The sequence below is a fragment of the Microbacterium sp. JZ37 genome, from assembly GCF_035188445.1.
Lineage (GTDB): Bacteria > Actinomycetota > Actinomycetes > Actinomycetales > Microbacteriaceae > Microbacterium > Microbacterium barkeri.
This window is the reverse complement of the sequence record NZ_CP045253.1, coordinates 1,701,651-1,719,974: the sequence shown is the minus strand read 5'-3', so window position 1 is coordinate 1,719,974 and position 18,324 is coordinate 1,701,651. Positions and strand designations below refer to the sequence as shown.

Annotated in this window: 16 protein-coding genes; 10 read left to right on the top strand and 6 right to left on the bottom strand. The window is 70.7% G+C overall.

Features of this window, described 5'->3' with window-relative positions:
* The first annotated feature begins 126 nt into the window (after positions 1–126).
* The 6 genes from GC092_RS07805 (at position 127) to rpsT (ending at position 7,098) form a co-directional block, all read left to right on the top strand.
* Positions 127–1,110, top strand: coding sequence for an ABC transporter permease (locus GC092_RS07805; RefSeq protein ID WP_271171911.1), 984 nt, complete (start codon positions 127–129; stop codon positions 1,108–1,110).
* A gap of 1 nt (position 1,111) precedes the next feature.
* A complete protein-coding gene (locus tag GC092_RS07800; RefSeq protein WP_324014786.1) occupies positions 1,112–2,056 on the top strand; it encodes an ABC transporter permease in 945 nt (314 codons plus the stop codon).
* On the top strand, positions 2,053–3,978 hold the full coding sequence (locus GC092_RS07795; RefSeq protein WP_271171913.1) for an ABC transporter ATP-binding protein: 1,926 nt from the start codon (positions 2,053–2,055) through the stop codon (positions 3,976–3,978). The genes GC092_RS07800 and GC092_RS07795 overlap by 4 nt, the downstream gene beginning before the upstream one ends.
* 173 nt (positions 3,979–4,151) lie before the next feature.
* On the top strand, positions 4,152–5,879 hold the full coding sequence (locus GC092_RS07790) for an ABC transporter family substrate-binding protein (protein WP_324014784.1): 1,728 nt from the start codon (positions 4,152–4,154) through the stop codon (positions 5,877–5,879).
* Positions 5,880–5,957: 78 nt separating this feature from the next.
* Positions 5,958–6,692, top strand: coding sequence for an alpha/beta fold hydrolase (locus tag GC092_RS07785; protein ID WP_324014782.1), 735 nt, complete (start codon positions 5,958–5,960; stop codon positions 6,690–6,692).
* A gap of 145 nt (positions 6,693–6,837) precedes the next feature.
* Positions 6,838–7,098 carry a 30S ribosomal protein S20 gene (gene rpsT / locus GC092_RS07780; protein ID WP_271171916.1) on the top strand — a complete coding sequence of 87 codons (261 nt, stop codon included), beginning with the start codon at positions 6,838–6,840 and terminating at the stop codon, positions 7,096–7,098.
* Positions 7,099–7,167: 69 nt separating this feature from the next.
* Here the strand turns inward: rpsT and holA are convergent, their stop codons facing one another.
* Positions 7,168–8,208, bottom strand: coding sequence for a DNA polymerase III subunit delta (gene holA, locus GC092_RS07775; protein ID WP_271171917.1), 1,041 nt, complete (start codon positions 8,206–8,208; stop codon positions 7,168–7,170).
* A gap of 46 nt (positions 8,209–8,254) precedes the next feature.
* Positions 8,255–9,127 (bottom strand): transposase, encoded by an 873-nt coding sequence (locus GC092_RS07770; protein WP_324014780.1) that lies wholly within the window; start codon positions 9,125–9,127, stop codon positions 8,255–8,257.
* 61 nt (positions 9,128–9,188) lie between these two features.
* On the opposite strand from GC092_RS07770, the gene GC092_RS07765 reads away from it, so the two are divergent.
* Both GC092_RS07765 and GC092_RS07760 read left to right on the top strand, forming a co-directional pair.
* Positions 9,189–9,605 carry a YccF domain-containing protein gene (locus tag GC092_RS07765; protein ID WP_271171919.1) on the top strand — a complete coding sequence of 139 codons (417 nt, stop codon included), beginning with the start codon at positions 9,189–9,191 and terminating at the stop codon, positions 9,603–9,605.
* Between the two features lie 96 nt (positions 9,606–9,701).
* Entirely contained in the window at positions 9,702–10,115 is a 414-nt protein-coding gene (locus GC092_RS07760; protein WP_324014778.1) for a hypothetical protein, read from the top strand.
* An 18-nt stretch (positions 10,116–10,133) separates the two neighbouring features.
* On the opposite strand, the gene GC092_RS07755 is transcribed toward GC092_RS07760, so the two are convergent.
* From GC092_RS07755 to leuS, 4 genes are all read right to left on the bottom strand, one after another.
* A complete protein-coding gene (locus GC092_RS07755; RefSeq protein ID WP_324014776.1) occupies positions 10,134–10,796 on the bottom strand; it encodes an NUDIX hydrolase in 663 nt (220 codons plus the stop codon).
* Positions 10,793–13,159, bottom strand: coding sequence for a ComEC/Rec2 family competence protein (locus GC092_RS07750; protein WP_324014775.1), 2,367 nt, complete (start codon positions 13,157–13,159; stop codon positions 10,793–10,795). The genes GC092_RS07755 and GC092_RS07750 overlap by 4 nt, the downstream gene beginning before the upstream one ends.
* 5 nt (positions 13,160–13,164) lie before the next feature.
* The gene (locus tag GC092_RS07745) at positions 13,165–13,779 is read right to left on the bottom strand and encodes a ComEA family DNA-binding protein (RefSeq protein WP_324014773.1); all 615 of its coding nucleotides are present in this window, start codon (positions 13,777–13,779) and stop codon (positions 13,165–13,167) included.
* A 135-nt stretch (positions 13,780–13,914) separates the two neighbouring features.
* Entirely contained in the window at positions 13,915–16,467 is a 2,553-nt protein-coding gene (leuS, locus tag GC092_RS07740) for a leucine--tRNA ligase (RefSeq protein ID WP_324014772.1), read from the bottom strand.
* A 110-nt stretch (positions 16,468–16,577) separates the two neighbouring features.
* Between leuS and GC092_RS07735 the strand changes: the two genes are divergently transcribed.
* On the top strand, positions 16,578–17,285 hold the full coding sequence (locus GC092_RS07735; RefSeq protein ID WP_324014873.1) for a DedA family protein: 708 nt from the start codon (positions 16,578–16,580) through the stop codon (positions 17,283–17,285).
* Positions 17,286–17,290: 5 nt separating this feature from the next.
* A complete protein-coding gene (locus GC092_RS07730) occupies positions 17,291–18,322 on the top strand; it encodes an App1 family protein phosphatidate phosphatase (RefSeq protein ID WP_271171925.1) in 1,032 nt (343 codons plus the stop codon).
* Positions 18,323–18,324: the final 2 nt, after the last annotated feature.

Here is an 18,324-nt window from a genome sequence, read left to right as displayed (position 1 = left end):
CGCTTTTCGGCACGGTGCGCCCGGGATGGTCGACTTGAGTCAACCGGGGGTAGAGTCGACGCTCAACGTGTGCGATGACCGCGCCAGAAGCGCGCGATCGCAGTCCGAAGAAGGAAATCCACGACCTTGATCCGATACCTGCTCCGCCGCATCCTGGGGTGGCTGCTCATCATCGCCGTGGCGACGAACCTGACGTACTTCCTCGCGTGGCTCTACCTCGACCCGCGCAGCAACTACGTCGGCCGCCGCCCGCCGCTGTCCGAGCAGCAGATCGTCGCCCTGCTCGAGCCGCGCAACCTCAGCGACACCGTCCCGCTCGTCGAGAGGTGGTGGACCTGGCTCTCCGCGATCATCACGCGCTGGGACTGGGGCGTGAGCCCGACGGGCGGCTCGGTGAACGAGCAGGTCGCCTATCGGATGTGGATCTCCGCGGAGCTCGTGCTCGGTGCGACGATCCTCACCGCGGTCGTCGGCATCGCGATCGGCGTGTACACGGCATCCCGCCAGTACAAGCTCGCGGACCGGATCGGCCAGGCGACGTCGATCATCACGATGAACATCCCCGTGGTCGTCGCGGCGCTCGGCATCGTGCTCCTCGCGATCTCGATCAACCAGGCTGTCGGCACGCGTGTGTTCTATGTCACCGGCTCGGCGAGCCTCGGCGTCGAGGGCTTCTTCCCGATGCTCGTCGACGTCGTCCAGCACCTCACGCTGCCGACCCTCGGCCTCGTGCTGACCGGCTACGCGGGCTACCACTTCCTGCAGCGCTCCCTGCTGCTCGACAACATCAGCGCCGACTACGTCCGCACGGCGCGCGCGAAGGGCCTGACGAAGTCGCAGGCCATCCGCCGGCACGCGCTGCGGACGTCGCTCATCCCCGTGACGACGCAGGTCGCGTTCAACATCCCCGCCGCCTTCACGGGCGCGATCCTCACCGAGACGATCTTCGGCTGGAGCGGCATGGGGCAGTACTTCTCCCAGACGATCGCGACGAACGACATCCACGGGACCGTGGCGACGGCCGCGTTCGGCGCCTTCATGACCTTCATCGGCGCGATGCTCGCGGATGTCGCGGTCGTCGCCCTCGACCCTCGAGTGCGGGTGAGCTGACATGACGATGCAGACCGATATGCGCGACCCGCTCGAGCACGGCGACAACCCGCCGCCGAGCGAGACGGTGCTGACCGCAGGCCGCAGCAAGCCGATGCGGAAGTCCGCGCTCTACACTCGGCGCTTCATGCGCAACAAGCCCGCCGTGGGCGGCCTCGTGATCTTCGTGCTCCTCGCGCTGTTCGCGGTCGTCGGGCCGGTGTTCCAGAAGTACGACCACATCGAGCTCGACTTCCTGGCGCTGTCCGATCCGCCGAGCGCCGAGCACTGGTTCGGCACGAACAACTCGGGCAACGATCTCTACGCGATGGTCGTCGTCGGCCTCCAGCGCTCGCTGATGATCGCCGTGCTCGTGTCGATCGGCACGACGGTCATCTCGGCGCTCGTCGGCGCCACCGCGGCCTACTTCGGCGGCTGGTACGAGCGCGGGGCGCTCGCCGTCATCCACTTCCTCATGGCCGTGCCCACGTTCCTCATCATCGCGATGATCTCGAACGACTCGGGTGGCGACTGGAGGATGATCACGATCATCCTCATCCTGACGAACTGGTTCATCGCGGCCCGCACGATCTGGACGCTCTCCCTGTCGCTGCGCGAGCGCGAGTACATCCAGGCGGCCCGCTACATGGGCGTCAGCGGATTCCGCATCGTGCTGCGTCACATGATCCCGAACATCGGCTCGCTCCTCGTCATCAACTTCACCCTCGGCGTCGTGAGCGCCGTGATGCTCGAGACCGGCCTGTCGTTCCTCGGCTTCGGCGTGAAGCTCCCCGATGTCTCGCTCGGCTCCCTCATCGGAACCGGCTCGGGGATCATCACGAGCGCACCCTGGATGTTCTACTTCCCCGCCGGCGCCCTCACGCTGCTCACCGTCTCCATGGCGCTCGTCGCCGACGGACTGCGCGACGCCCTCGACCCGACTTCGGCGGCTGGAGGCCGCGCATGACCGAACCCGTTCTCTCCGTCCGCGACCTCCGGGTCAGCTTCGCCTCCGAGGCGGGAAGGGTCGACGCCGTGCGCGGCGTCTCCTTCGACCTCCTCCCCGGCCAGACCCTCGGCATCGTCGGCGAGTCCGGCTCGGGCAAGTCCGTGACCTCGCTCGCGATCATGGGCCTCCTCGCCGAGACCGCTCACGTCACCGGATCGATCGTCTTCCAGGGCGATGAGCTCATCGGCAAGACCGACAAGCAGATGTCCGCCATCCGCGGCAACGGCCTGGCGATGATCTTCCAGGACCCGCTCACGTCGCTCACGCCGGTCTACACGATCGGCGACCAGCTCGTCGAGGCGCTCGTCGTGCACAACGCGGGGATGGGCCGCAAGCGCGCGTGGGAGCGCGGCATCGAGCTCCTCACGCTCGTCGGGATCACCGATCCCGAGCGCCGCATGAAGGCCTTCCCCCACGAGTTCTCGGGCGGCATGCGCCAGCGCGTCGTCATCGCGATCGCCATGGCGAACAATCCGAAGCTCATCATCGCCGACGAGCCCACGACGGCTCTCGATGTGACGATCCAGGCGCAGATCCTCGATCTGATCCGCACGGCGCAGCGCGAGACCGGTGCCGCGGTCATCATGATCACCCACGACATGGGCGTCGTCGCGAACATCGCCGATGACGTGCTCGTCATGTACGCGGGCAAGCCGATCGAGCAGGCGTCGGCCGTCGACCTCTTCGACGACACGCGCATGCCGTACACGATCGGCCTCCTCGGCGCGATCCCGCGCGTCGACAAGAAGGAGAAGCAGCCGCTCGTCGCGATCAAGGGCAATCCGCCGCTGCTCATCGACCTGCCGGATGCGTGCCCCTTCGCCGACCGCTGCCCGATCGTGCTCGATGCGTGCCGCGTCGGCGAGCCCGAGCTTCTCCAGGTCAGCGGCGACGCGGACCACCGCGCCGCGTGCATCCGTGCCGACGAGATCCATGCGGGGCTGATCGGCGGTCGCCCCGTGTACCCCGTGCCGGTGATCCCCGAGAGCGACCTGGTGCGCACGCCCCGCGAGGAGCGCAAGACGGTCCTCGAGGTGTCGCACCTGTCGAAGACGTTCCCGATCCTCAAGGGCATCCTCAAGCGCAAGGTCGGCGAGGTGCAGGCCGTCAAGGACATCTCGTTCGACATCAAGGAGGGCGAGACCCTCGCGATCGTCGGCGAGTCGGGCTCGGGCAAGACCACGACGCTCCTCGAGATCATGGAGTTCGCGGCGCCCGAGGGCGGCGACATCCGGATCAACGGAACGAGCGTGCGCGAGCTCAAGGGACGCCATCGTGAGCGCGCGGCCCGCCGCGACATCCAGATCGTCTTCCAGGACCCGATGGGCGCCCTCGACCCGCGCATGACGGTGTTCGACATCATCGCGGAGCCGCTGCAGACGATCGGCACCTCGAAGGAGCGCACGCACGAGCGCGTCGACGAGCTCATGGGGCTCGTCGGACTGAACCCCGCGCACAGCGATCGCTTCCCGCAGGCGTTCTCGGGCGGTCAGCGCCAGCGCATCGGCATCGCCCGCGCGCTCGCGACCGAGCCGAAGCTCGTGGTGCTCGATGAGCCGGTCTCGGCGCTCGACGTGTCGATCCAGGCCGGTGTGCTGAACCTGCTCGACGAGCTGAAGATGCGGCTCGGCATCAGCTATCTGTTCGTCGCGCACGATCTCTCGGTGGTCCGGCACCTCGCCGACCGGGTGGCGGTCATGTACCGCGGCGACTTCGTCGAGTTCGGCGACGTCGACGACGTGTTCGACACCCCGCAGCACCCGTACACGCAGGCGCTGCTGTCGGCCATCCCGATCCCCGATCCGAAGGTGGAGCGCGGCCGGACGCGCGTCGAGCTCGACCACGACCTCCTCAGCCGCGGGCAGATGTCCACCGGCTGATCCATCGTGGGGTCACGGCGCGTCGTGCGAAGACGACGGCGCGCCGCGCCCCGCTCGGGACGAGACCCGCAGGTCACGGCTCGCTCACGTTCTCACAAGCGCGCGCGGCCCGCGGTTAGCCTCGATCTCATCTCTCCCATATCCCGACGCCTACAAGGCGCGAAAGGAGCACCATGAAGAAGCAGCAGAAGTGGATCGGGGCGGCGGCCGCAGCCGGCGCGCTCGCCCTCGTCCTCGCGGGCTGTGCCGGTGGCGGCAACGACGGCGGCAACGGCGGCGGGTCCGGCGGAGGCAACGAGGGCGCCACCGAGATCACCGGTGCCGACTACAACCCGCAGCCCCGCGAGAACCTCCAGCAGGGCGGCGAGGCGGTCTTCCCGATCACGGAGATCCCCGAGCAGCTGAACGCGAACCACTCGGACGGCTCGGTCGACACGGCGACCCTGTGGGAGTGGTACAACCCCCAGACGATCCTCATGACGCCCGAGGGCGAGGCGTACGCCAACCCCAACTACCTCACCGACTGGACGACCGAGGAGGTCGACGGCAAGACGGTCGTCACCTACACGATCAACCCCGACGCGGTCTGGAACGACGGCACCCCGATCACGTGGGAGGCCTACAACCAGACCTGGATCGCCAACCGCTCGCTCGACGAGGGCTACATCCCCAACTCGACCGACGGCTACTCGCTCATCGAGTCCGTCGAGCAGGGTGAGGACGAGCGCCAGGCGGTCGTGACCTTCAAGCAGGTCTACCCCTGGACGGACGGCCTCTTCTGGCACCTCGTCAACCCGGCGATCAACACGCCCGAGCTCTTCAACGAGGCGTACGTCAACCAGGTGCACCCCGAGTGGGGCGCGGGCCCGTACACGGTCGACGAGTTCGATGCGAACGGCGGCACGATCACGTTCGTCCCGAACGAGAACTGGTGGGGCGACGAGCCCCTCCTCGACAAGGTGACCTTCCGCGTGCTCGACGACACGGCCGAGATCAACGCGTTCCGCAATGGCGAGATCGACATGGCGCTGACCAACACCGAGGACCGGCTCGCTCAGGTCGCCGACATGGAGGGTGTCGTCACCTACCGCGCGCAGCGGACCGCGACGAACCTCATCCAGATCAACGCGGAGCGTGAGCAGTTCGCCGACCTGGAGGTGCGCAAGGCGCTCTTCATGGCGATCGACCGCGAGCAGATCAAGGAGGTCGTCTGGAACGGTCTCGACTACACCGAGCCCGACGCCGGATCGCTGATGCTCTTCCCGTTCCAGGAGGGCTACACCGACGCGCTGACCGAGGCGGGCTGGGAGTACAACGTCGACGAGGCGAACGCGATCCTCGACGAGGCCGGCTGGGTCATGGGCGAGGACGGGGTGCGCGAGAAGGACGGCGTCCGGCTCGAGGGCGTGCTCCCGCTCTTCGGCGACGACCCGATCGTCGAGGCGCGCGGTCGCATCGTCCAGACGCAGCTCGCCGAGGTGGGCGCCGCGATCACCCCCGAGGTGCGCCCGTCGTCCGACTTCTCGAACGACCTCACGACGAAGAACTGGGACCTCGTCATGCTCGGCTTCTCGTCGAGCGACCCGTACGGCGTCGCGTACATGTGCCAGGTCTACTGCTCGGACAGCGGCCTCAACCTCTCGTCCACGAGCACGCCCGAGATCGACGAGCGCATCGCGAACGAGGTCTCGGCGCTGCCGACGGCGGAGGAGCAGACCGAGGCGGGCATGAAGCTCGAGGCCGAGATCATGGCCGAGACATGGGGCGTGTTCCCGCTCTACGCCGGCCCGCAGATCATGACGGTCAAGGAGGGTCTGGCGAACCTGACCCCCGAGACCTACACGGGCCTCGACCTCTTCGGCCTCCAGCCGGTGGAGAACGTGGGCTGGGAGAAGGAGTGATCCTCCCTCTCTGACCCGAAGGGGCCGGCGGCTTTCGAAGCCGTCGGCCCCTTCGCCTGTCCGGATACGATGGCGCGCATGAGCGGTGTCCAGGTCGTCCTCGTTCACGGCATCCGGACATCCGCCACCATGTGGCGCACGCAGGTCCTCCATCTGCAGGGGCGCGGCGTCGACGTGCACGCGCTGGACCTGCCCGGCCACGGCTCGCGCATGGACGAGGAATGGTCGCTCGAGGAGGCCTTCGCGACGCTGGATCGCGCCCTCCGCTCGGCCGGCGAGGCGGGCCCGGTCCTGCTCGTCGGGCATTCCATGGGCGGCATCCTCTCGACGGCGTATCTCGCGCGAGACGACGCCGCTCCCGTCGCCGCCTTCGTCGCCGTGGGCGCGACCGCGCTCCCCCGCGGCGCCGGGCTCGCGTTGTACCGGATGCTCCTGCGCGGCATGCAGCGGATGCCCGGCAACGGCATGTGGCTCGTGCAGCGGATCCTCCGCGCGACGCTCCCCGAGGAGACGCGAACCGACCTCGGCGCGGGCGGCTATGCCCTCCGCTCCGAGGACGCGGCCCTCGCGAGCCTCGCGACCCTGGACATCCGCACCGCGCTCACGCGTCTGACGATGCCCGTGTGGTTCGTCAACGGCGAATGGGATCAGCTCCGCCTGCACGAGCGGGTGTTCACGCGCCTCGTGCCCCATGCGGAGCTCATCGTCGTCCCGCGGTCGACGCACCTCGTGACGACGATGCGCCCCGCGGCCTTCTCGGCCGTGCTGGATCTCGCGATCGCGGTCGTCGAGAGCACGGCCGCCCAGGCATGACCTGGTAGCATTGACCCTTGGCTTGCGTGTGGGGCCACCCACACAGCCGTACGACGCCCCTCTCTCGTCACGCGGCAACTGAAGAAGCACACTCGGATGGCCGTCATACGACCATCCGAATCACTCCGAACGAAAGTCATTCGACGTGGCAAACATCAAGTCGCAGATCAAGCGCATCAAGACCAACGAGAAGGCGCGCGAGCGCAACAAGGCCGTCAAGAGCGAGCTGAAGTCGCTCGTCCGCAAGACGCGCGAGGCCATCGCCGCCGGCGACAAGGCCGCCGCCGAGGCCGCCCTCGCCAAGGCGTCGAAGAAGCTCGACAAGGCCGTGAGCAAGGGCGTCATCCACAAGAACCAGGCCGCGAACCGCAAGTCGGGCATCGCGAAGCAGGTCTCGTCGCTCTGAGCCGCGTGCATGTCGAAGGCCCGTCCCGCGTCAGCGGGGCGGGCCTTCTGCTGTACGCGGCGTCCTGCCTCAGCGCCCGAACGGAGCGCGCGTCGCCACGACCGTGACCATCCGCTCGAGGGCGAAGACGGGGTCGCGCGACGCGCCCTTGACCTCGGCATCGGCCCGCGCGATCGCCTGGATGGCCAGCGCGAGCGCGCGGTCGTTCCAGCCCGACTGGAGATCGCGGCGCGCGCGGTCGACCTGCCAGTCCTTCATCCCGAGCCGGTTCGCGAGCTGCCGCGACGGCTCGCGCGAGCCCGCGACGCGCGCCATCGTGCGCACCTTCATCGCGAACGCGGCGACGAGCGGCACGGGATCCGCCCCGGAGTCGAGGGCGTGCCGCAGCGCGACGAGCGCCTCTCCGTAGCGTCCGGCGATCGCGGTGTCGGCGACCGTGAAGGCGTTCGTCTCGACGCGTCCCCCGTAGTAGCGCGACACGACATCCTCGGTGATGTCGCCCTCGACGTCCGAGATGAGCTGCTGGCACGCGGCCGCGAGCTCGGCCAGCTCGCCCGTGAACGCCTGCGTGAGCGCCTGGAGGGCCTTCGGGGCGATGCGCCGTTCGGCGGCCTTGAACTCCCCCGCCGCGAAGTCGAACCGGTCGGCGTCGCGCTTGACGGCCGGGCACGGAACCTCGACCCCGCCCCCGACGCCCGAGCGGATGGCGTCGAGCAGCTTCTTGCCGCGGACGGTCGCGCCGTTGTGGCGCAGGATGAGCGTCGCGCCCTCCTGCGGCGCCTCGATGTACGCAAGCGCCTCGGTGAGGAACGCGTCGCTGCACTTCTCGACGCCGGACACCCGCACGAGGCGCGGCTCGCCGAAGAGCGAGGGCGAGGTGACCGCGAGCAGCATGCCGGACGTGTAGTCGGACGCGACGATGTCGGTGATCTCGAGTGACGGATCCTCGGCCTTGAGGTAGTCGCGCACACCCGCGATCGCGCGCTCGGCGCAGACCTCCTCGGGGCCGGACACGAGCACGATCGGCGCGGGCTCCGGACGCCGCCACGGCAGCTGCGGGATGGCCGTCTTCGTCGCCTTCGCGGGGGTCTTGCGGGGTGCAGCGGCCATTCATCCAGCCTACCGGCGTGTGCCGACACCGACCCGGGAGCGACCGCTACTCGGGGAGGTCGGCACGGGCCGCATCGACCGCGGCCTGAGCCTCTGCGTCGCGCTTCTCGGCGTCCGCCACCTGGGCGTCGAGGTCGTCGATCCGCTCGAGCGCCGCGGCAAGATCCCGCTCGGCCGATGCGAGATCGCGGCGCAGCTTCTCCACGCGCTCCTCGAGCGCGTCTGCCTTCTCGTGCGCGCGCTCGCGTCGCTCGGTGGCCTCGGCGAGAGACCGAGCTGACGCCGCGGCGTCCTTCTCGGCCGCACGGACGGCCCGCTCGGCCTTCGCCCGCGACCGCGCGACGGCGGCGCTCTCCTTCGCGGAGCGCGGCGAGTCCTTCCGCGGCGGCGAGACGGGCGCATCCGCTGCCCTACCCGCGATCGCTCCCTCGAGGTCGACGGAGAACCCACCCGACGCCTCGAGCGGGCGCGTCAGCCGTCCCGACGCGACGGCGGCCGCGGCATCCGCGTCGAACACCGCCGCGTTGAGCGTCTCGCGCACGGCCTCGACCGTGCTCGGTGAGAGCCGCTCCCCGCGAGCCTCCGCCAGCTGCGAGACGAGCTCCGTCAGCTTCTCGACGACGCTCCGGCGCTCCCGTCCGAGCTCCGCCAGCCGGCGGGCGTCCAGAGCCGATTGCGCGTCGCGGAGCGCCGAAGCCACCTCGAGAAGCCGGTCGAGCTCCGCACGCCGCTCCTGAGCGAGCACATTGACGGCCCACGCGGCGAGAACGGGCTTGCGCAGCGCCTTCACGTCGGACGCGAGCACCCGGTCGTCGATCTGCTTCGCCCGGGCCGCGCGCGCGGAGACGAAATCCCGTGGCGGGACGACCGAGAGCTCGGCCGCGATCGCGTTGAGGGTCGCGTCGGAGTCCGCGGGCATGGAGCCATTGTGCCGGACACCGGACGGCCGCGGCCGGGGGCGCCTCTGTCATGATGGGGCCATGGCCCTGCTTCGCGTGATCCTCAACGTCATCTGGCTCGTGCTCGCGGGCCTGCCGCTCGCGATCGGCTACTTCCTCGCGGGCATCCTCTGCTGCATCCTCATCGTGACCATCCCGTGGGGCATCGCCTCGTTCCGCATCGCGAACTACGTGCTGTGGCCGTTCGGGCGCACGGTCATCGATCGCCCCACGGCCGGTGTCGCGTCGACGATCGGAAACGTGATCTGGATCCTCGTCGCGGGCATCTGGCTCGTCATCGGGCACATCCTGAGCGCCGCAGCGCTCGCCGTGACGATCATCGGCATCCCGCTCGCGATCGCGGAGATCAAGATCATCCCCGTGACGCTCACGCCTCTCGGCAAGCGCATCGTGCCGAGCGACCAGGCCTTCGCGACGCTCGGCTCGATGCGGATCTGAGCGAGCGCCCGGACCTGGCCCTGCGCCCTGCGAGCCGACGTGGAACCGCGCACCCAGCCCACGACGCGGCGGTCAGCGGCCGCCAGGGTCATTCGAGTGCCGGCCCTTCTCCTCTCGGCCATCGCCGTTGTCGCCGCAGGCGTCACCCTGTACTCGAGGATCGTCAACGAGGAGCACTTCGCCCGCCCGAGCGCGGCCTTCGACGCGCTCACAGACCGGATCGGATCGCTTCCGGGCGTCGTCGCCGTCGAGAAGGAGCGCTGCGCCCTGCCCCGACTTCGGATTCGACGCCGTGCGCGTCGTCGACGTGCTCGATCGCGTCGCACCGGGCCTCGCGCTCCAGCCCATTCGGTCACGAGCTTCTGGGCGGATGACAGCGGCACGCAGGTCGACGGCGTCGAGCGAGTGCAGATCGCCGCTCCCACTGACGACCGGGGAGAGATGGAAAGGGCCCTCCGCGCCTCGGGCCTGGCCATCGCCGACCTGCCCGTGCGATTCCTCGCGCAGTGAGGCATCTGAGGCCGCAGCTCAGTTCGACGTCATGCCCTCGGCCGCCGCGGGCTCGCGCATGCCGCGATCCAGGGCGTCGATGACGGCGGCACCGCCGTCCGTCGCGATGAGAACAGACAGCAGGCCCCGTGAGAGCGTGCCTGCGTCGGTGGAGTCGCCTTCCACGACCTTCCGCAGGAACTCCCCGACAGGCACTTCGCGGACACGACCGAGCTCCTCGGGCTCGCGGCTTGTTGCGCCGTCCCGTCGAGCCGACAGCGCAAGCACCAGGTGCTTCCTGCGGTTCGCGTTCGCTGCAAGCCACTCGGAGCCCAGGTACACGAGCCTCTCGGCCACATAGCCCGTCTCCTCGAGGAGCTCACGCCGTGCAGCGTCCAGGGGCGACTCGCCCTCATCGACGTAGCCCCCCGGAACCTCGTCGAGGACGACGCCTGCACCGACCCGGAACTGCTCGAAGACCACGACCCGCAGCTCCGCCGTGAGCGCCAGGACCGCGACCGAGTCGGGGCTCACGACGACGTCCCAGTCCGACACGCGGCCATCCGGGAGTTCGTAGGTGCGCCGGTCGACCTTCGTGAATCCGTCGTACGCGCGACGGGTCGCGACGAGCGTCCATTCCCCGACCCGCTCCGGCTCGTGCTCCGTCATCGCCGCCTCGACTTCCTCTGCGCGGTTCTTCATCTTCTCTCGCGAGAACGTGCACTGACATCATCGTCCAGGGGTTCTGCGGGCTCCGACTCGCGCGGCCGTTCCCGCCACACCCAGGGCACACCGTCCTCGCGCTGGCCGACGAGAACCAGACCGTCCTCGTCGGTGCGAGCCACGGTGGCGCCGACGGCCCGCAGCTCCGCGAGGATGCTCGCGGCCGGATGGCCGTAGTCGTTGTCCGCGCCCACGCCGATGAGCGCGAGCGCGGGACGCGCGATCCAATAGAGCTCGGCGTCCTGATCCGCGCTGCCGTGGTGCGCGACCTTCACGACGTCGTACCTCCCCGACACGCCGCCGGTCGCCCGCAGCGCCGACTGCGACGACGCGCCGAGATCGCCGAGCAGAAGCGATCGCGGGATGCCGCCTCCCGCGATCTCGAGCACCACGCTCGCATCGTTCCCCTCGGGGAACGCGCGGCTCTCGGGCTGAGGCCAGAGCACCCGCCATGCGGCGCCGCCGAGCACGCCGCTCATCCCGTTCGATGCGTCGACGAGGCGCGCTTCATCCACGTGCGCGAGCCACTGCGCCCCATCCGCTCCGAGCGGGCCGTGAAGGGCCGTGTCCACGCGCCCGCTCACGGCCGCGATCCCGCCGACGTGATCGAGATCGAAGTGCGTGACGACGAGCAGGTCGATCCGCCCGACGCCCAGACGACTCAGGCATGAGGCGAGACGTTCGGGTTCGGGCCCGGTGTCGACGAGCGCAACGGCCCCCTCCGAGCGCAGCAGCACGGCGTCGCCCTGGCCGATGTCGCACAGGGCGACACTCCATCCCGTCGGCGCCGTGAGCGGCCCGGCGACGCCCGTGAGCGCCGTCGAGCCGGACACGACGCCCACGACGACCGCGAGCGATGCGCCGGCAGCGCGCCGCAGTCGCGCGGGAACAGTCTCGGGACGCACGAGCACGATGACCACGCACACGCCGACCAGCGCGAGCGAGGCGAAGCCGGCAGCGCCGCCCCACCATGGCACGGAGGCCGTCGGCAGGCCCGAGAACAGCACCGCGGTCTGCGCGATCCAGGCGGAAGGCACCCAGGCGATCGCGGCGAGCCCGTCGGCGACCACCGGCACACCCTGCAGGACGCACGCGAGCATCCCGACCACCGTCGCAAGCGGGGCCGCTGGCGCCGCGATCATGTTCGCCACGACGCCGTACACGGGCACCGCGGGCGCGAGCAGGACGATGACGGGTGCGCATGCGATCTGCGCGGCGAGCGGCACCGCGATCCCCAGGGCGAGCGCGCGAGGCAGCCAGCGCTCGAGCCCGCGTGCGAGCGGCCCCGCGAGCAGCAGCAGCGCACCCGTCGCGAGCGCCGAGAGCACGAACCCGAACGACGTCGCGAGCCACGGGTCGAGAAGCAGCAGGACGATCGCGGCGCCTCCCAGTGCCGCGGCGCCCGCGCCCGCGCGGCCCAGGAGCAGCCCGAGCATCGCGATCACGGCCATCGTCGCCGCCCGCACCACGCTCGGCTCGGGCGTCACGAGCAGCACGAACCCGCCCAGCGCGGCGAGCGCCGCCCCGACGCGAGCCCACCGAGGCAATCGGATCAGCGCCGCGAGTGCGAAGGCGAGCCCGGTCACGATCGCGCAGTTCGCCCCGCTGACCGCGGTCAGATGCGTGAGCGACGAGGCCTTCATCGCGGCGTCGAGGTCGGCCGACACCGCGCGGGTGTCGCCGACCGCGAGGCCGGGGAGCAGCCCGGCGCCCGGCTCGGGAAGTCCCGCCGCGACGTCGTGGACGAAGCCGTCGCGCAGGTCGCTCATCACCCCGAGCACGTGCGGCGGGCCGCGCACGACGGAGCCGCGGTCGGCGAACAGGACGAGCACAGCCCGGTCGCCCGGGTCGGCGGCCCGAGCGCCTCCCCGCAGCGCGACGGTCGACCCCAGGTCGAGCGCAGGGCCCGCGAGCGCGTCGCGCTCGACCGAGACCGTCACGGTGGCGGCCGCCGCGTCCTGCTCCCTGCCCACGCGGATGGCGGTGGTCTCGACCTCGAACCACAGCGCGTCCCGCAGGGGCCGGACCTTGCTCGACACGACACCGTCGATCTCCACGACGCGGCCCGCTCGCGCGACGAGAGCGGTCAGCTCGCCGCGTGCGGGGGCCGCGAGCCCGACGTGCGTCGAGACGGCGGCTCCCAGGGCGAGAGCGATCGCGAGCAGGGGCACCGCCGCGCGACGCGCCCTTCGTCCGCGAGCCGCGCACAGCCATCCGCATGCCGTGGCCGACACGCACCAGAGCGCGACCGCGATCGCGGTCGCGGCGTCGGGCCACAGCACGCTCGCGAACGCCGCACCCCACACGGCCCCGGCGATCACGAGGAGTCGCACGTCGCGCACGCCCGTCACAGCGTCACCAGCGGTCGCAGCGTCTCGAGCATCTTGTCGCCGATCCCCGGCACCGCGAGCAGGTCCTCGATCGCCGTGAACGGGCCGTTCTCGTCGCGCCACGCGATGATGCGCTCGGCGAGCGCAGGGCCGATGCGCGGCAGCGTCTCGAGCGCGGCCTGGTCCGCGCTGTTGAGCGACACGAGCGCGCCTGTGCCGCCCGGGGCGGCCGTGCCTCCGGGCGGCGGCACGGGAGGGGCCTCGCCGACGACGGGCACCGCGAGCTGCTCGCCGTCGGCGAGCGGACGCGCGAGGTTCACCGCCCCCGAGTCCGCATCGTCGGCGAAGCCGCCCGCGGCGGAGATCGCATCGACGACGCGCGCCCCCGCCTCGAGCACGTACAGGCCGGGTTCGGCGACCGCGCCGTGCACATGCACGTACAGCTGCCCGGGCTCGACCGCGACGGCGCTCGCGCTCGGAGCGGGGGTGACGACGACCTCCTCGACGGGCGAGGCCGCGCCGCGCCACACGCCGAGAGCGACCGTCACCCCGAGAGCGCCCAGCACCAGCAGGACGACCGCGCCGGCGCCGAGACGGGCGCGCGGCGAGCGGAAGCCCGTCTCTGCCGTCACTCCGCCACGCTACGGCGGCCGATTCGGCGTACTTGGGGCGACCCCCGCCTCCTCCCGCGACGCGCCGCACGCACGACCCTGTGCACACGACGAGGCCGGCACCCCGCCTGGGATGCCGGCCTCGTCGGACGCGTCCTACTTCGTCGAGAAGCTCACGACCTTCGGCGGACGGACGATCGCGCGCGTGATGGCGCGGTCGCCGAGCGCGCGCGTGATGCGCTCGTCCGAGCGTGCGAGGTGCTCGAGCGACGGCCCGTCGATCTTGGCCGGCACCTCGAGCGTCGCGCGCACCTTGCCGTCGATCTGCACGACCGCGGTGACCTTGTCCTCGACGAGGAGCGTCGGGTCGGCGTTCCGCCACGTGACGAGTCCCACCGAGGGCTCGTACCCGAGGATCTCCCACATCTCCTCCGCCGTGTGCGGAGCGAAGAGGTCGAGGACCATCGCCGTGACCTCGGCCGCCTCGCGGACGGCCGGGTCGGCCGCGCCGGCACCTGAGTCGATCGTCTTGCGGATGGCGTTGACGAGCTCCATGAGGCGCGCGACGACGACGTTGAACTTCGTCTGCTCGACGAGCGTCGGCGCCTCCGCGAGCAGGCGGTGCGTGACCCGGCGCAGCGCGACGTCGCCCTCGGCCCAGACGACGTCGGTCGGGCTCGACACCTCGTGCGCGATGCGCAGCGCGCGCTGCAGGAACTTGTGCGCGCCGGTCGTCGAGACGTCCTTCCAGTCCTTGTCGTCCTCGACCGGGCCCGCGAACGCGAGCGCGACGCGCAGGACGTCGGCGCCGTGCGCGGCGAGCTCGTCGCTGAAGAGCACGAGGTTGCCCTTCGACTTCGACATCTTGGCGCCGTCGAGGATGACCATGCCCTGGTTGATGAGCGACGAGAACGGCTCGGTGAAGTCGACCCTGCCCATGTCGAACAGCACCTTCGTGATGAAGCGCGCGTACAGCAGGTGCAGGATGGCGTGCTCGACGCCGCCGATGTAGGCGTCCACGGGCGCCCAGCGGTCGGCGTCCTGCGGGGCGAATGGAGCGTCCTGCAGACCCGGCGACAGGAACCGCAGGAAGTACCACGAGCTGTCGACGAACGTGTCCATCGTGTCGGGGTCGCGGAGCGCGGGCGCGCCCGTCTCGGGCTCGGTCGTCGTCACCCACTCGGTCGCGGCGCCGAGCGGCGACTTGCCCTTCGGCTTGAGGTCGAGGCCCTCGGCGCTCGGCAGCCGCACCGGCAGCTGGTCCTCGGGCACCGGCACGACGCGGCCGTCCTCCGTGTGCAGCATCGGGATGGGCGTGCCCCAGTACCGCTGACGCGAGATCAGCCAGTCGCGCAGGCGGTACTGCTTGGCCGCGCGCCCCGTTCCCGCGGCTTCGAGCTGCTCGATGACGCGCGTGATCGCGTTGCGCTTCGACAGGCCGTCGAGCGCTCCCGAGTTGATGAGACGGCCCTCGCCCGTGAGCGCGACGCCCGTCTCCTTGGGGTCGTCGAGCGGCATGGGGTCGATCGGCACGCCATCCTCGTCGACCTCGATCACGGGGATCGCGCCGGTCACGGGCGCCGTGGTGTCGACGACCACCCGCACGGGCAGGTCGAAGGCGATCGCGAAGTCGAGGTCGCGCTGGTCGTGCGCGGGCACGGCCATGACGGCGCCGTGCCCGTAGTCGGCCAGCACGTAGTCGGCGGCCCAGATCGGCAGGCGCTCCCCGTTGACGGGGTTGATCGCGTAGCGGTCGAGGAAGACGCCGGTCTTCGGCCGGTCGGTGTTCTGACGCTCGATCTCGGTCTGCTTGCGCACCTGGTCGAGGTAGTCCTGGAAGGCCATCCGCACCTCGGGCGACGAGCCGGCCGCCAGCTCGGCGGCGAGGTCGCTGTCGGGCGCGACGACCATGAAGGTGGCGCCGTGCAGCGTGTCGGGGCGCGTCGAGAAGACGGTGACCTTCTCGTCACGGCCCTCGATCTCGAAGTCGATGTCGGCGCCGACCGAGCGGCCGATCCAGTTGCGCTGCATCTGCAGCACCTTGTGCGGCCAGAATCCCTCGAGCTGGTTCAGGTCGTCCAGCAGGCGATCGGCGTACTCCGTGATCTTGAAGTACCACTGCGTGAGCTTCTTCTTCACGACCTCGGCGCCGCAGCGCTCGCAGTGGCCGTCGACGACCTGCTCGTTCGCGAGCACCGTCTGGTCGTTGGGGCACCAGTTGACCGGGCTCTCCTTGCGGTAGGCCAGGCCGCGCTCGTGCAGCTGCAGGAACAGCCACTGGTTCCAGCGGTAGTAGTCCTCGTCGCTCGTGTGGAGCACGCGGCTCCAGTCGAACGAGACGCCGTACGCCTTCAGGCTCTCCCGCTGCTGCGCGATGTTGTCGTACGTCCAGCGGCTCGGGTCGGCCCCGCGCTGGATGGCCGCGTTCTCGGCGGGCAGGCCGAACGAGTCCCAGCCGATCGGCTGCAGGACGTTGTAGCCGCGGTGACGCCAGAAGCGCGCGACGATGTCGCTGTAGAGGTAGTTCTCGGCGTGCCCCATGTGCAGGTCGCCCGAGGGGTACGGGAACATCGCGAGCACGTACTTGCGCGGACGGGTGTCGGCGTCCCCGCCGGCGAGGAACGTCCCGTGGTCGTTCCAGTAGCGCTGCCACTTCGCCTGGACGGCGTGGATGTCGTTCTCGGGATGCTCTGCGGGGTTCTGCGACACGGTGCGATGAAGCCAATCGGAATCGAAACGCGCCGCGCGGGGAGCCGCGCGGCGGGAGATCGGGAGACTCCAGGTTAGCGCGCGCCGTCGTCTCGTATGCTCGGCACGTGATCAACGAGATCCTCCTGTGGATCCTGGACGTCGTGGGGTCGGTCGACCCCGTCCTGAGAACCGCGCTCGCGGGGCTCGCGATCATGCTCGAGACGAGCGTCCTCGTCGGGCTCGTCGTCCCCGGCGACACCGTCGTCATCGTCGCCGCGACCGCGGTCGCCTCGCCCGTCGAGGGGGTCCTCCTCGGCGCCGCCGTCGTGCTCGGCGCGCTCATCGGCGAGAGCATCGGCTTCGCTCTCGGGCGCTGGCTCGGGCCGCGCATCCGGCACTCCTGGCTCGGCCGGCGCATCGGCGAGCGCAACTGGCAGCGGTCGGAGCGCTATCTGCGCCGGCGCGGCGGAATCGCGATCTTCCTCTCGCGGTTCCTGCCCGTCCTGCACTCCCTCGTCCCCCTCACGGTCGGGATGAGCGGCTACGGCTACCGGCGCTTCATCGCGTGGACGCTGCCCGCCTGCGTCCTGTGGTCGTCGCTCTACGTCTCGATCGCGGCGGGCGCCGCGACCGGCTTCCGCGAGATCGCCGACCAGGCGCACTACGCGGGCTACCTCTTCGTCGGCGCGATCGCGGTGTTCCTCCTGCTCGTGCTCCTCGGGAAGCGGATCATCGCGCGCCTCGAGCACCGCCACCTCCACGCGGGCGACGACGACCCATCCGGGGACCACGCCGGGCCCGGCGCCGACGGAGCACCCGGGCGCATGGAAGACTGAGGGCGATGCCCTCCACGACGCCCGCCCCAGGCAAGATCCACTGGGTCGCCCGCCTCGAGCGCCGCTTCCATGCGTGGCGCGAGCGCGTCGCGCGCCGGAAGGGCCGCACGCCGACCGCTGTCCCCTTCTCCGGCTACGGCGGGGAGGGATGGATCCGGGTCGTCGGCCGCGTGCTCATCGTCCCCGCGCCCAAGCACACGCCCGAGGGCGAGGCGGCGAGCGTGCGCGGCTGGCGCTCGTTCGCGGGCATCCCCATCGCGTTCGCGCAGGTGACGGTGACCGTGGGCGGCGAGACGCACGAGGTGGTCGCCGACCGCGGCGGCGTCGTCGACGCGGTCATCCCCGCCGACCTCCCGTCGGGATGGCAGACCTTCCACATGTCGGTCGAGGGCGGCACGCCCACCCCGGGCAGGGTCTTCGTCGTCGACCCCGCTGTCCGCTTCGGGATCGTGTCCGACATCGACGACACCGTCATGGTCACCGCGTTGCCGCGCCCCCTGCTCGCGGCGTGGAACTCGTTCGTCCTGCACACGCACGCGCGCCAGCCCGTGCCCGGCATGGCGGTGCTGCTCGAGCGCATCGTGCGCGAGAACCCGGGCTCCCCCATGCTCTACCTCTCGACGGGCGCGTGGAACGTCGCCCCGACCCTGACGGGCTTCCTGTCGCGTCATCTCTTCCCGCCCGGCGCCATGCTCCTCACCGACTGGGGGCCGACGCACGACCGGTGGTTCCGCAGCGGCACCGACCACAAGCGCACGAACCTGCGCCGGCTCGCCGACGAGTTCCCCGACATCGCGTGGCTGCTCATCGGCGACGACGGGCAGCACGACGACGAGATCTACACCGAGTTCACGCGCGAGCATCCCTCATCGGTCTCGGCCGTGGCCATCCGCCGGCTCTCGCCCGCTCAGGCGGTGCTCGCGGGCGGCCGCACGGTCGTCGATGACCACAGCGCGGCCGGCGTGCCGTGGGTGACGGCCGACGACGGTGCGGGGCTCGCCGAGCGGCTCGAGGCCGTCGGCATCCTGAAGGCGTAGCC

What these genes read in the sequence shown, in the direction of transcription:
- GC092_RS07800 (WP_324014786.1), top strand. Translation starts at nt 1,112, where the DNA reads ATGACGATGCAGACCGATATGCGCGACCCGCTCGAGCACGGCGACAAC.
- GC092_RS07795 (WP_271171913.1), top strand. Translation starts at nt 2,053, where the DNA reads ATGACCGAACCCGTTCTCTCCGTCCGCGACCTCCGGGTCAGCTTCGCC.
- GC092_RS07790 (WP_324014784.1), top strand. Translation starts at nt 4,152, where the DNA reads ATGAAGAAGCAGCAGAAGTGGATCGGGGCGGCGGCCGCAGCCGGCGCG.
- GC092_RS07785 (WP_324014782.1), top strand. Translation starts at nt 5,958, where the DNA reads ATGAGCGGTGTCCAGGTCGTCCTCGTTCACGGCATCCGGACATCCGCC.
- holA (WP_271171917.1), bottom strand. Translation starts at nt 8,208, where the DNA reads ATGGCCGCTGCACCCCGCAAGACCCCCGCGAAGGCGACGAAGACGGCC.
- GC092_RS07770 (WP_324014780.1), bottom strand. Translation starts at nt 9,127, where the DNA reads ATGCCCGCGGACTCCGACGCGACCCTCAACGCGATCGCGGCCGAGCTC.
- GC092_RS07765 (WP_271171919.1), top strand. Translation starts at nt 9,189, where the DNA reads ATGGCCCTGCTTCGCGTGATCCTCAACGTCATCTGGCTCGTGCTCGCG.
- GC092_RS07755 (WP_324014776.1), bottom strand. Translation starts at nt 10,796, where the DNA reads ATGAAGAACCGCGCAGAGGAAGTCGAGGCGGCGATGACGGAGCACGAG.
- GC092_RS07730 (WP_271171925.1), top strand. Translation starts at nt 17,291, where the DNA reads ATGCCCTCCACGACGCCCGCCCCAGGCAAGATCCACTGGGTCGCCCGC.